This is a genomic window from Mycobacterium sp. MS1601 (assembly GCF_001984215.1).
Classification (GTDB): domain Bacteria; phylum Actinomycetota; class Actinomycetes; order Mycobacteriales; family Mycobacteriaceae; genus Mycobacterium.
In genome coordinates this window covers 141,095-153,575 of the sequence record NZ_CP019421.1, presented here as the reverse complement: position 1 = coordinate 153,575, position 12,481 = coordinate 141,095, and the positions used below count along the sequence as shown (strand labels likewise).

The window sequence follows — 12,481 nt, the reverse complement described above, 5'->3', positions numbered from 1 at the left end:
AGGCCAACGGATGCTGAATGACCGAAGCGCCAAGCAGCAGAGCCAGCGCCTCGCAGACCTGGGAATCGACCTATCTGCGCAACGCCTGAAAGAAGTTCACGCCGGGGCCCCACTGCACCCACAGGAATGCGAGGTCAATCCCGCCGTGGCCGGGACCATCGGTCAGTCCGACGACGAAGTTCTGGCCCGAGTGCATCACCAGATGCTCACGCAGTTCATCTTCGCAACGGTCGTGCCTACGCTGGTCGTTGTCGGCGCGGTCATCGGCCTGCTCATCGTCATCGCCGAGTAGGCGGCTATTCGCCGCCGGGCGCCGCATTATGTGGCGGCAGCGCCGTGAGCGTCGGATCCACGTCTCGCAACCCCTTCCACGAGGCGTGCCGAAGACCCCGCCCGGGCAGGTACTCCCGGAACGCCACCTCACCCACGAAGCGCGGCTCCACCCACCGCCAGCCCTGCCCGACAACAGGATTGACCACCGCAGGGGAATTCCGTTCAAGTGGGTGCAGCACCTCGAACAGGTGCCGGCTCATCGCCGCACTGAACCCCGTGCCCACCTGACCGACCGATTGCAGGAACCCGTCCTGGTCGTGGCCAGCCACCATCAACGACGTCACCCGCCCCGGCGGACCGAGGACCGCGACCACCACCAGTTCCTGGGTCTGCCGCACAGGGGTTTTCACCCACCACGGCGAGCGCCCCTCCCGGTACCGCGAGCCCAGCTTCTTCGCGACTACACCCTCCATCCGAAAATTCGCGGCGATCTCCAACATCTCAGCGGCGGGCACACCAGTGAACGACTTCGGCACCGTCAACACCCCAGCCGCCTCCACCTGGAGGGACTCCAGGACCGCGCGGCGACTCTCATACGGCTCATCGGTGAGACCGCGCCCATCCACCTCTATGACGTCAAAGGCCATCAGGTGCACGGGAACAGCGCGTAGCAGGTCCGGTTTGGGGCGGCGCTGCTGAGGCCAACGCTGCTGCAGACGCGAGAACGACGGCCGCCCGTCACGATCCAGCGCGACGATCTCGCCGTCGAGCACAACTGAGCGCGCACCCACGGCACGGCTCACCGACGACAACTCCGGGAAGGTGGCGGTGATGTCGGCACCGTTGCGGGAGAAGACGATGACCTCGCCGCCCGTCACGACCACTTGAGCGCGCTGGCCATCAAATTTCCACTCGATTGCGAAATCGTCGCCGGCCGGCGGAGGGCCCAGGGTGGCCAGCATCGGCCCCGGCGCCGAGCGCCGGCGCACCACAGATCGCGCAGCCGCCACCCCATCGACGGTACTGACCGCCGCCCTACGGGCTCACGGCAGTGAAGGTGAAGTCGACCAGCACGTCAGCACGCTGCATGCGCCCTTCGGGATCCCACGACTCCATCGTCCGCAGCGTCCCGCGACCGCCTCCGAGCTTGAAGATGGTCGTCGGCGCCATGGCGGCCACCATGTCGTTTCCGTGCAGCGCGGTGCGCACCACCCGGTCGAGCGCGCGGGCCGGGGACATGTCGACGTTCGAGGTCAGCGCCGTCGGCGGCGCGACAGGAGTGCCCACCACCACGTTGATCCCGGTTGATCGACCCATCCTCAACCAGCGGGCCAGTGCCTGAGATCCGGGCCAGACGCCGGCATAGTCCTCGATCAGCACCACCGTCGTCGGAATCCGGTGCCCGCGCGCGCGGGCATCCTCGATGTCCACCGCTTCCAGCGACTGCAGCAGCCGAAACCGGGACTCCAGCAGGTCGTTGACATGGCTGGTCAGATCGTCGGAGTCGACCCTGCTGTGTGCCACGCCCAGCTGGGTGGACGGCTTCGCGCACAACACCAACTCGAGGTCACCGTCACGCTGGCCGGCGGCGAGACCGGTGGCCAGCACGCCCAGCAGGTCCGACACCTCATCGCCGACGACCAGGCAGTGCGGCCCAGTCCCTCCGAAGCTTTCCCACTCCAAGTTCACCGAGACGACACCGCCATCCAGACCTTCACCGAGGACAGCGACCAGGGGGCGCCGCGGCCGACCGTCTGTGACCTGCCGCCGGGCACGCGTGTAGGAAGTGCCGGGATTGGCTGCCTGGTATTCGCGCGCCGCACGTTCCCGGGATTCGTTGTTAGACATGTTTTCTCCCATCCAAAAGTCGTTCCCCCGCGTCGCCCCACATCTGCGCGGAAGTACCTTTGTTGGGTCATGTGCACGGAACCCGAAGGGGTCTTGTCCCGGTCAGGATTGACTGCCCGATGTGGGCGGATGCAGTCGATGCCGAGATTCACGCCACCGTGTGCGGCGATAGCACCAAGCCTACAATCTGCGCCCCAGCGCAACGCCTGCCGCCGCAGAAGAAAAGGTCCCGGGGACCCGGAAAACGAACGCGCCCCCAGCCGCAGAGGGGGAGGAGCGGCCAGGGGCGCAATGCACGTCCTCCGGGGGGTCGAGGACGTGTCGTCAACGCTAGCAGCGCAAACCGACACCCCCGGGCCCCGACGACACCCAATTTCAGGCCAAGGTGACGGAAGACGTGCCCGCCGCCGGTACTACCCGAATGAACACCCCCGAAGACCGAAGGAGTCGACAAGTGGTGCCCGGCGACATCGACGCAACCAGGCGCTGATCTCCCATGTGCTTGGCCACCAACGAGCCCGGCGGGCCGCGGCGCTGCTCCGGGGACACCCGCGCCGCCTACGAGAAGTCCGCCACCACCGCGCACGCCCTCCACACACAGCACGAGCAGCTGCAGCGCGCCCTGACCGCCCATGACGCCACCGACCGCTACCGCGCCGCCACCGCACTCCCGCCGGCCCAGCGCGACGAGCTGCTGGCCGGCTTCACCACCGAGGACATCGACGCACTCGTCGAGGCCCGCCGCCAGCAGATCCTCCCCGCCGTCGACGCTGCCTTCGCCGCCACACCCGCACTGCGGCTGGCCGACACCCCACGCGACACCACGATCGCCGAGCACGCCGAGATCCCCATCCACCGCCCCCACGGCACCGACACAATGCCAGCGACCTGCTTGGACGCCGGCACCGCGGTGTACCGAACCCGCCGCGGCGACTACGCGATCGCCTACCAAGTCAGCGACGGTGAGGCCTACAGCACCATCGCCACAGCCTCCAAGTACAAGACCGCCCTCACCAAGGCCAACCAAATCCCCGCACTCACCCCCCTAGACCAACCCCCTGGCGGCATCGACGATCTCCAGCAGCAGGCGCACCGCGCCCACGCCGACACGGCGCTGCAGCTGGCCACACGGGCGGCCCACGGCCAGCTCACCACCCCCGACGAGCAGGCAGCGTTTCTGGCAGAACGCCTGACCCATGCCCGGGAGGAGATCGTCGATGCCGCCGCCGCCACACCTCTCCACAACGAAATCCTCGACGCCACAACCCGACACCGCCACCACCAACAGCACACCGCCGCCCAGGCCGCCGGGGACGCTGCCCGCCGCGCCGCCGAACAGGCCGGCCAAGACCCCGACGCCGCATACACCGCCGCCTACCGCAACGCCCTGGGCACACCCACCCGCGGCGGCGCCCACATCCCACACTTCGCCCACCACGCCCTGCCGGCACCCAGCATCGGCGCCGACACCCACACCACCATGGCCCGCAACGGAATCCGCGCCTACGGGCACGAGACCGCCGACGACTACACCGTCATCCGACGCCGCGGCGAGGACCTCACATCGTGGGGCCTACGCGACGTCTACGGCACCCTGCGACCCACCCACATCGCCGAACTCACCAAGGCCCACTCCCGCTTCGTCAACACCGCCCTCACCACCGACGAGCGCGACGCACTGCGCACCTACACCAGCGGCCGACACATCGGCTCCGGCGCCTACATCCAGATCAACGACGTCTTCACCGGACGAACGACCACACCATCGCCAGCAGTGGCCAACACCTGCACCCACCTGCGCAGCGCCTTCGACAAGTACGCCCGCCACAACACGATGCGCGAACCCGTCACCGTCGTCCGCGGCACCCATGTCCCCTCCGAATGGACCGCCACACCACGCGACTACCTCGCCACCGCGTTCCCCATCGGCGCCAAAGTCGAACTCGGGCAGGTCGCCTCGGCCACCACACGCACCACCACCGCCACCAAGTTCGCCGACCGCGGGCCCGGCTCCTACCTGATGGTCATCCGCACCAGAGACGGCCTGCCGGTCAAGGCGATCTCCGCCAACGCCGGCGAAGACGAGGTCATCATCCCGCCCGGTACGGCGCTGCGCTGCGTACGCGTCGACGCAGCCGGCGTCGAGCACCGACCCACCGTCTACCTGGTGGCCGAAGACCTGGTCGCCGAGGCCGAAGCCGAATCAGCCGAGCAGGCCCGAAAAGCCTCCTGAACAGCCCCGATAGCACGTCCCGGCACGTGTGCGGCTCGACGAGCGACAGCTGCCCCGCCTGGCGCCACGCCCGTGGGCCCAAGAAGGCAGAAGAGAAGAAGCCCCACGCCAAGCGACAGCGGGGGACATGTCATTAGCCCAGGCCAACGGGTGCCCAGCCGGAACGTCGACGACGGCCTCAGCAGTTGGTCACCCGCTTTCGTCGAACTCGGTCCCTGCCAGAAGCTCCTGGAACGCAGGGGTATCGGAGTCCAGATCCGAACCCTGCCCCGCGAGCACAAGGTTGATCACTGCGACGGCACCAGCTCGCACATCGTCAGGTAGATCACCCAGCTCCGGCCGGGGACCCCCGCCTTCCAGATAGTCCAGGTACGCATTGACCACGCAGACCACAAACTCGTCGACATTTCGGGCACTCATACCTGCCTGTCGTCCGCGTCACCGAAATCGAAAGCGACGCCCGGGCGTGACATCTGTCATGAGGAGGGTTACGCGACGACCCGACCGTGGCATCCAACGGAGCAATCAGGCCGCTGACCAGGAGAGATGACACGTCCCCGCGCCGGTCGGGCTCGACGAGCGAACAGCAGCCCGCCGGCGCAGCGCCCGCGGCAACCAAGAAGGCCCAAGAGGCCCGCGCGTCAGCGGGGGACATGTCATCACCGCAGCTCACCCACGGTGCGGTGCGAGCACGAGCGGGGCCTCGCCGCGGCCGCCGGCATCCCACAGCGCGCCGAGGACCTCGCCGACGGCCCCATCAACATCCGCCGGCCGGCCGGACCGCTCCCACACGCCATGCTCCGTGCTGTAGCGCCACGGCTTACGGAAGTACTCCACGACATCAGCGGGCTCGGGCAAGAAGTCCAGGGCGATGAGGATCTCGGCGAACTCACAGATCTCTGCGAAGTCGGCGAACCACCGATCATCCAACGCAGCTGCTGCTCGACGCGCGTTCTCCAGTAGCCCCTCATCACTCATGCCCAAAGCCAAGCACCACGTCCGACACCCGCACCACTTGTGAACTGATAAGCCCTCTTATCGGCGTCGACCCGCCACCCCTTCAGGCGGGCCGAACTGCGGGCCCTGGAGCAGAAGCGCCTGATGTTCACCATCGCCGGCCGCGCAGTTTTTTACCACCAGTGGTAATTTACCGCCACAGGTAAAGTTTGGGCCGCTCGCCAGAAGGGCCTGGACACCCCCACATCCAGGAGCCACCATGCCCGACGCCCGCTCAACCAAGCCCGTCATCGCCATGGCCGCCATCGCCGCCCTCGCATTCACCCCGCTAGCGATCCCCGCGCCCGCAAATCGAGACATCACCGTCCCCAGCATCTCGGCATCCCCGTGCCCACAGGCCCGCCCCGCACAGCAGATCGCCATCCAGCTCGCCGCCGCGACGACCGATCTCGCACTCGCCGGGGTCGCAGACTCCGATCTCTACAACCTCGACCAAGCCGACCTCACCTCACGCCTGGAAGAACTCCGCAGCCTCGGAGTCACCGATCTGCGAGTCGCAGTGCCCTGGGTGTACATCCAGCCGACATCGGGCACCTATGACTGGGCGCGCATGGACAACGTCGTACAGACCGCCACCGCAATGGGTTTCAACCTCACCGGAGCCATCACCGGCAACCCGGTCTGGGGCGGGATGCCCCTTGCCGGCGCACCGAACCCCACCGCATACGGCAAGTTCGCCGGGGAGGTCGCCACCCGCTACGGCGCCCACATCGCGAGCTACGAAATCTGGAACGAGCCCAACGGAGTGATCTTCTACGCCCCTGTCAGTGCGGCGTCCTACACCAAGGTCCTCCAAGCCGGCTACGCCGCGATCAAAGCTGCCCAGCCCAACGCGACCGTCCTCGCCGGCGCACTCGGCGCCACAGGCACCATCCCCGGAGTCACCCTCAGCCCCCAACAGTTCCTGGCCCAGATGTACGCAGCCGGGGCCGGAGGCTACTTCGACGCGCTCTCCTACCACCCCTACAACTACTCGCTGCCGTTCTCCACCGGAGCAGGCGTCAACAACTCGCCCCTGGAGCAAGTAACCGCCCTCTACGCCCTCATGGTCGCCAACGGCGATGCCCACAAGAAGATCTGGGCCACCGAATACGGCACACCGACCACCCCCGGCTGGGGCGTCACCCAGACCGAACAAGCCGCGCTGCTGCGCGACTTCGTCACCGCCTGGTCGCGACTGTCCTTCGCGGGCCCGGCATTCGTGTACTCCGCGCAAGACCTCAACACCGGAATCCTCAACCACGAGTTCAACTTCGGGCTGTTCACCTCAAACGGCAAACCGAAGCTCGCCGCCCAGGTCCTGGCCGAGCTGATCGCCGCGGGCGCCCTCGGAGAGCTACCCGAATACACCGCACCACGGATGTCCATGGCACGTGATGTGTACCTGCAGCTGGCATCGATCGGCTTCGGCCTCGCAAATCAGGCCATGCTCATCCCGCACCTCGCCGTCGCCGCGGTGTACAACATGATGCCTGCACCCATGCAGCGCGCGTTCAGCACAGTCGCCGCCCTAGTCTCGCGGGTCGCAGCCGAAGCGATGACGGCGATCGCACCGGCCGCACAGTCCGGCATCGAATCCCTGCTGCGCATGATCCCGAACGCGAACACCCCCGAACCCGCCGCGGAAAGCGCCGCCCTCCAGAGCGAAACACCCCTTGCGCCAACCTCACCCGGGGACGCCGGTGACAGCATCGCCGAGAACCTGCACAACACCCGGCTCACGCTGCAGGGACACCTCCGCGACACCCAGCTGACCCTGGAGGGCGCGCTGCGCGGTACGCAGATCACCATCGAGCGCCTCGGCCAACTCGCCAACGGCGAACAGAGCACCACCAGCGACCCAGCGACGCAGAGCGCGGCCGCCGAGGCCGCCGATGCTCCTGAATCCATCCCCGAAACCGGTCCGGAGCCAGTGGTTCCTGAACCGACGACTGATCCGGAGCCCGAGCCCGAGGCGGTCGATGATGTTGAGTCGCCGTCCGCCGAATCTGAGGGCGACACCACTGCCTCCGAACCGTCACCGTCTGCCGGCGGCGCAACCTCGACAGAGGACGCGGACGCCCCGGAAGCGACCATCGGAAACCGGACGGCGCCGAAGGTGTCGCCGCGCCACTCCGCGGATGCGGCAACTCCGCCGAGTCGCCGACCATTGGCCTCATCGGCACCAGCAAGGACTGAAAAGCCTTCACCCCAGGCGAACTCACCGCAGGCCACCCCTCCTGCGGGCGCGTCAGCCCCAGCAGCATCCGGCGACACCGATACGTCCAACCCGACACGCTCGACATCGAGCACCGGCGCGAAGACCTCAGAGGCCCCGGCATGACCATCGTCGCCTGGATCGTCGGCACCGCAGGGATTGCGTTCCTGGCCAACGAAGTTGTCACCAAGGGGCGGGCCGCGGCCGCCACCCTGCGCACCTGCATCGCCGCCGGCCCGGAGCCGGCAGCAGATCCACGCCAACGGGAAGCGGTATGACAGACCCAGCCCGGCGCGCTGGATCTCCCACCCCATCAACCATGACCAGAACGAGGACTCAACGGTGACGAGCTTGCAGGGCAGAGTGGTCTTGGATGCACCAGGGTGGCGCAATCGGCCGCGCGCCAGAGTGCCGCTAGTGAATCCAGATGCCTTCGCGCAGCGGCTGAATCGCCTCTTCGCCACCGTCTACCCGCCCGACCGTGCTCCGTACAGCAGCGAAGACCTGGTGCACGCGCTCGCCATGCGCGGGTTCAGACTGTCCTCTCCCTACCTGTCCCAGCTCCGCTCAGGGCAGCGCGTGCGGCCCTCACCGGAGATCATCGAGATGATCGCCGACTTCTTCGGGATCCGGAGCGACTACTTCACCGACCGCGACGAGACCTACCGCCTTGCCCTGGAAGAAGAACTCGACTGGCTCGACCTGGCCCGCAATCCCGGCGTCCGCAGACTCACCACCGCGCTGACCGAACTGGATCCCGATCGGCGAGAGCAGCTCATGGCGACCGCCGGCATATGACCGAACCCTGGACGGGCCCACCAAATAGGTGACCCACCAGCGCAAATGGCACGTCCCCGCCAACACGGCGGCAGACAACCCCGCCGGGCCCGCACACATCCAGCCCGTGCTCGACCGCCTCGGCTCAGCCCTGGGGGAGTGCCCGGCGAACTGGGGAAATAGCACGTCCCCCGGCCAGCGCGCAGCTCACACCCGCCGGCGTCGAATACCCTCGAACCCATGCCGCCGGCGTGCGGCTGCACTCCCGACGCGATCGCCCCACACCGGCCCGCACCCGGGACAACGCCCCTCGGGCGCCGCGCCCGCACGACCCCGTTGCTCGCGCGACCGTCGCGGAAGGTGTGGATCCGCACCCACGGCCGCACACAACGATGGGAAGGCCGCCGTGAGCACCAACGCCCGCAAGCACGCCGCACGCAACTACCAGCGCACACACCAGGTCTCCTACACCGAAGCGCTGCGCGCCGTCGGCCACCACCACAACCCTGCCGCCCTCGGCCGAGCCGAACAGCAGTTCCTCGACGCCCTGACGATCGCCGACCCCACCACCTTCACCCCGCAGCCCTCCTGGCGCCAGCACGCCCAGGACCGCGACCTCGTCGTCCCGATCGCCGCCCCGACCGACGAACCAGCCTTGACCACCGATCCCACCGTGCTGCGCCTCAACACCTCCAACAGCACCATCGCACTGATCGGCAAGGCCGGATCCGGGAAAAGCTCAGCGCTCAAGGCCATCACCCTCGCCGCCTGCGCGCGCTACTCGCCGGAGCGGGTCGCGTTCGCCCTCGCCGGCCCGACCGCCGCCGTACTTTCCGACATCGCCGAACTGCCCCACATCGCCGCCTACTGCTTCGACAGATCCGACGGCGCCCGCCCCGTCCCCTGCGCCAGCCAGTGGTGCACATACCTCGACCAAGCCATGGACCGACGCATCACCGACCCGCAGGCTCGACTGCCCGAGCTGGTGCTCGTCATCGACGCTATCGACGAGTTCCTGCTCGACCTCAACCCGCATGCCGCAGCCACAGTGCAACGAGCATTCGACCACGGCCGCGAACTGGGCATCCGAATCATTCTCTCCGCGACGACTATTCACGCCACCGAAGCATCGGCATGGATCTTCCACGCCGCAGGCCTGGACGCCACCGTCCGCGTTACGCCCGACACCGCGATCGCACTGGCCACGACGTCCCCGGAGCACTCACAGCTCGCTGTCGGCCACCCAGACGCTTGGACCCTCTCGCCAGGGCTCGGGCACGCCTACATCCGCCAGTCGCCACGACCTGCAGAGGGCCCGATCCAGCTGCTCTATGCGGGCGAAGCGGCCCTCAGCATCGCCCACCGCACAGCTGCCTACCAGCGGTGATGGCAGGTCCCCGCCCGGGAATCTGCTGGCTGTCTCAAGTTTCTGACGGCACCGCCACTGCGTGATATCCCGTGATATCGTCGGTGGCATGAGTGACGTGCTGATCCGAGACGTGCCCGAGGATGTCATCGCCGGCATCGACGCCCGCGCGGCCGAACTGGGGCTGTCACGAGTCGAGTACATCCGCCGGCGCCTGGCCCAGGACGCCCGCGCCGCCCGCGTCCCAGTCACCCCCGAAGACCTCAAGCGATTCGCCCAGGCGACCGCAGGCCTCGCTGACCCCGAGCTGATGCGCGAGGCGTGGGGATGAGCGAAGAAAAGTGGCTCATCGACAAATCGGCCCTGGCCCGACTCACCAGGAGCCACGACCTGGAACTCTGGAGCAACCGCATCGAACGCGGATTGGTGCACATCGGAAACGTCACACGCCTGGAGATCGGCCACTCCGCCCAGACCGGCCACGCCGCCAGGCGTGAATTCCGCGAACCACCCTTGGCCGCAATGCCTGTCGAGTACCTGACGCCCAAGGTCGAGGACCGAGCACTAGAAGTACAGATGCTGCTAGCCGATCTGGGGCAGCACCGCGGCCCATCAATACCCGATCTCATCATCGCCGCCACAGCCGAACTCTCTGGACTGACCATCCTGCATGCCGACAAGGACTTCGACACCATCGCAGCGATCACCGGACAACCCGCAACCCGCCTAGCGTTGTCAGAAGTCGGCTGCGGTGACGCACTGGAGGTGGCGTGCAGTCCTACATTGAGGACGAAAACTGTTGGCACAAGCGGCAAGAGGAAGGATGCGGTGAAGTCATGAGTAAGACCGCTAATGACACCGGGGCTCGGGGCGTCCAGGTCAACCGGCGACTTCCCGAAGGTCTGTCGATCTACCGTGTGGAGACCGTCGGCGCGTACGCCCGAAACGGCAACTGCCACAACCCGACGAAGCGCTATCGCTACGACCTATATGGCGGCGATAAATTGATCGACACCTCGCAGTCGCTCGGCAAGTTGGTCGACTACGTGTGGGAGAACGAGGACGACTACCGCGAGTACTCGGAAATGAGTCTCACTCCTCGCCACACTGTCCGCACCCTCGACGCTGAGCGGGATGCGGGCGACGCGAAGGTGCAGTCCGAGGGAGGAGTGCTGACCCGATGAGCCTGGGGTTTGTTCCCGTCGTGGAACTCGACGGCAGCCGCACGATTCTGGTCGCTCCCGCCGACGGCGGAGGCGACGGGGGACCGTTGGAGGAACAACTCGGAGAGCACGACGCCTGTGCCCGTGCTGTCGTCCACTACATGCACCAGGGCCCCACCCGAGTGTGGTGGCTCGACGACTCGGCCGCAGACCCCCTCTACTACCAGCTCTGGGACGCGGGAGTAAACACCCAGGTGCCGAACGTTCCCGACGATCTGCCGTCATCGGTATTCGCGTGGCGCTATCTGATCAACCACGACAAGCAGCTGTACGTCGACCTGGCCTTGGTCCGCATCACCTACTGCGTGCCAATCCGCCCCGACTTCGGCGACAGTGTCTACGAAATCCGACGCAACCCGCTGCCGATCCTGGCCGCCTCCACCGAGCCCCGCAGCGACATCACGGCCCTGCGGCGGATAGCCGGCGCCTGGCAGGGCGACCGGCTGTCGGCCACCAATGACCTACCGGAAGGCCTTGGCCCGCAGCCGTTCCCCTATGCGGAACTGGCCACCATGCTTGCCTATGCCTTCGGCGATGAGTTCCTGACCTACGCCGAGGCCGCCGCCAACCTCACTGCCCGGCGCGCCGATCGTGTCGATACGTCACCGACAGGAGATCCACGATGAGCGAGCAAACCAGCACCACGAACCACCTTGTTGCACTGCCAGAGTCAGTGCCATGGCCCATCGTCGTCTACACCCTGGGCGCCGAAGACAATGGCGTCTACCAACCAACAGGCCCAGCCCAGGTAGTCAGCTCTCGCCTCGACGTCGAGAAGGAACTCGCCACTGTCGCCGAACCGCGCGTGCAGATCATCCAGACAACCGTCATGCCATGGAAGCCAGCATCGCCCGCCGCCGGCGACCTACCCATTGAGTTCGAGTACACCGTGGGCTTCGGCCACGACGGCCAATACACCACCTGGGGCCGAGCAATCTCACGAGACCGCGCCGCAATCGAAACCGACCTAACCACCGTGCAGGCGGCAGTCGCCGATCACAGGGCCGCGCGCGCTGCCGGCGATGCGACTGCGTTGAGGCAGTGGTCGCTGACGCCGCTGCTGCTCGAACGCCCCATCTTGCCCTGGTACCCGAGCGTGAAGGCCTAGCACCGCTGGCAGCACACCCGACAGTGCGCCGCGGTGTCAGGCTGATACAGCCCTTTCCAGGGACGCGGCTAGCTCGCGGCCGGCGGCCGTCGTGATGTAGCCGCCTCGCCCGTTCTCGTAGGCGTTGCCGTTGTCGATCCACCGGATAAGGCCACGACGGAGTAGCGAGTTGAGGGTGTTCCCGTGTACCCAGTCGGTGTTACTGCCGTTGAACGCGGCCATGAGCGCCCACCGTTGCGCCTCTGACAGGTGCTGCTGCGTCGTCACGGTTCGCTCGCCCGCGGTCATGTCAGTGCTCTGTGTCGGAGTCGACGTTCGGGATGCTCACCGAAAACGTCCCATTGCGAGGAGGATTGGCTGGGTCGAGCCCGAAGATGTCGCAGAGGCAATCGTCGCCGCCCCACGTCGGACATAGCTCAGCTTTGCACCCGGCGGCCAT

General features: G+C 67.1%; 15 protein-coding genes and 1 pseudogene. 11 read left to right on the top strand and 5 right to left on the bottom strand.

All coding sequences use genetic code 11. The features are described from left to right. The first annotated feature begins 10 nt into the window (after positions 1–10). Positions 11–292: a hypothetical protein gene (locus tag BVC93_RS31560; protein WP_083741654.1), complete on the top strand. Its 282-nt coding sequence runs from the start codon at positions 11–13 to the stop codon at positions 290–292. 4 nt (positions 293–296) lie between these two features. Here BVC93_RS31560 and ligD read toward each other — a convergent pair whose 3' ends face one another. Together ligD and BVC93_RS31550 are read right to left on the bottom strand one after the other, a co-directional pair. Continuing rightward, complete coding sequence (gene ligD / locus BVC93_RS31555; protein ID WP_236950547.1) at positions 297–1,283, bottom strand: non-homologous end-joining DNA ligase; 987 nt, start codon at positions 1,281–1,283, stop codon at positions 297–299. Between the two features lie 25 nt (positions 1,284–1,308). Next, the gene (locus BVC93_RS31550) at positions 1,309–2,121 is read right to left on the bottom strand and encodes a hypothetical protein (protein WP_083741653.1); all 813 of its coding nucleotides are present in this window, start codon (positions 2,119–2,121) and stop codon (positions 1,309–1,311) included. Positions 2,122–2,617: 496 nt separating this feature from the next. On the opposite strand from BVC93_RS31550, the gene BVC93_RS31545 reads away from it, so the two are divergent. Next, on the top strand, positions 2,618–4,354 hold the full coding sequence (locus tag BVC93_RS31545; RefSeq protein WP_083741652.1) for an ADP-ribosyltransferase domain-containing protein: 1,737 nt from the start codon (positions 2,618–2,620) through the stop codon (positions 4,352–4,354). 189 nt (positions 4,355–4,543) lie between these two features. Here BVC93_RS31545 and BVC93_RS31540 read toward each other — a convergent pair whose 3' ends face one another. Next, positions 4,544–4,774 (bottom strand): hypothetical protein, encoded by a 231-nt coding sequence (locus BVC93_RS31540; RefSeq protein WP_083741651.1) that lies wholly within the window; start codon positions 4,772–4,774, stop codon positions 4,544–4,546. Positions 4,775–5,023: 249 nt separating this feature from the next. After that, complete coding sequence (locus tag BVC93_RS31535; RefSeq protein ID WP_083741650.1) at positions 5,024–5,332, bottom strand: hypothetical protein; 309 nt, start codon at positions 5,330–5,332, stop codon at positions 5,024–5,026. A 238-nt stretch (positions 5,333–5,570) separates the two neighbouring features. Here BVC93_RS31535 and BVC93_RS31530 point away from each other — a divergent pair, with 238 nt between their 5' ends. From BVC93_RS31530 to BVC93_RS31495, 9 genes and pseudogenes are all read left to right on the top strand, one after another. Then, positions 5,571–7,694 carry a cellulase family glycosylhydrolase gene (locus BVC93_RS31530; protein WP_083741649.1) on the top strand — a complete coding sequence of 708 codons (2,124 nt, stop codon included), beginning with the start codon at positions 5,571–5,573 and terminating at the stop codon, positions 7,692–7,694. Further along, complete coding sequence (locus BVC93_RS33385; protein WP_157517351.1) at positions 7,691–7,846, top strand: hypothetical protein; 156 nt, start codon at positions 7,691–7,693, stop codon at positions 7,844–7,846. Before BVC93_RS31530 ends, BVC93_RS33385 begins: the two co-directional genes overlap by 4 nt. A 139-nt stretch (positions 7,847–7,985) precedes the next feature. Beyond that, entirely contained in the window at positions 7,986–8,366 is a 381-nt protein-coding gene (locus BVC93_RS31525) for a hypothetical protein (RefSeq protein ID WP_083741648.1), read from the top strand. A 385-nt stretch (positions 8,367–8,751) separates the two neighbouring features. Next, the gene (locus tag BVC93_RS31520) at positions 8,752–9,732 is read left to right on the top strand and encodes an FtsK/SpoIIIE domain-containing protein (protein ID WP_192860453.1); all 981 of its coding nucleotides are present in this window, start codon (positions 8,752–8,754) and stop codon (positions 9,730–9,732) included. An 88-nt stretch (positions 9,733–9,820) separates the two neighbouring features. Next, positions 9,821–10,042, top strand: a complete 222-nt coding sequence (vapB, locus tag BVC93_RS31515; RefSeq protein WP_083741646.1) for a type II toxin-antitoxin system VapB family antitoxin — start codon at positions 9,821–9,823, stop codon at positions 10,040–10,042. Further along, positions 10,039–10,440 (top strand): annotated as a pseudogene (locus BVC93_RS31510) (PIN domain nuclease); the annotation flags it as partial. The gene vapB and the pseudogene BVC93_RS31510, both read left to right, overlap by 4 nt. Positions 10,441–10,547: 107 nt before the next feature. Next, positions 10,548–10,895, top strand: a complete 348-nt coding sequence (locus BVC93_RS31505; protein ID WP_083741644.1) for a hypothetical protein — start codon at positions 10,548–10,550, stop codon at positions 10,893–10,895. After that, positions 10,892–11,560 (top strand): hypothetical protein, encoded by a 669-nt coding sequence (locus BVC93_RS31500; protein WP_083741643.1) that lies wholly within the window; start codon positions 10,892–10,894, stop codon positions 11,558–11,560. Before BVC93_RS31505 ends, BVC93_RS31500 begins: the two co-directional genes overlap by 4 nt. Next, on the top strand, positions 11,557–12,042 hold the full coding sequence (locus BVC93_RS31495; RefSeq protein ID WP_083741642.1) for a hypothetical protein: 486 nt from the start codon (positions 11,557–11,559) through the stop codon (positions 12,040–12,042). Before BVC93_RS31500 ends, BVC93_RS31495 begins: the two co-directional genes overlap by 4 nt. 36 nt (positions 12,043–12,078) lie before the next feature. On the opposite strand, the gene BVC93_RS31490 is transcribed toward BVC93_RS31495, so the two are convergent. Beyond that, entirely contained in the window at positions 12,079–12,330 is a 252-nt protein-coding gene (locus BVC93_RS31490; protein ID WP_083741641.1) for a hypothetical protein, read from the bottom strand. Between the last annotated feature and the right edge of the window lie 151 nt (positions 12,331–12,481).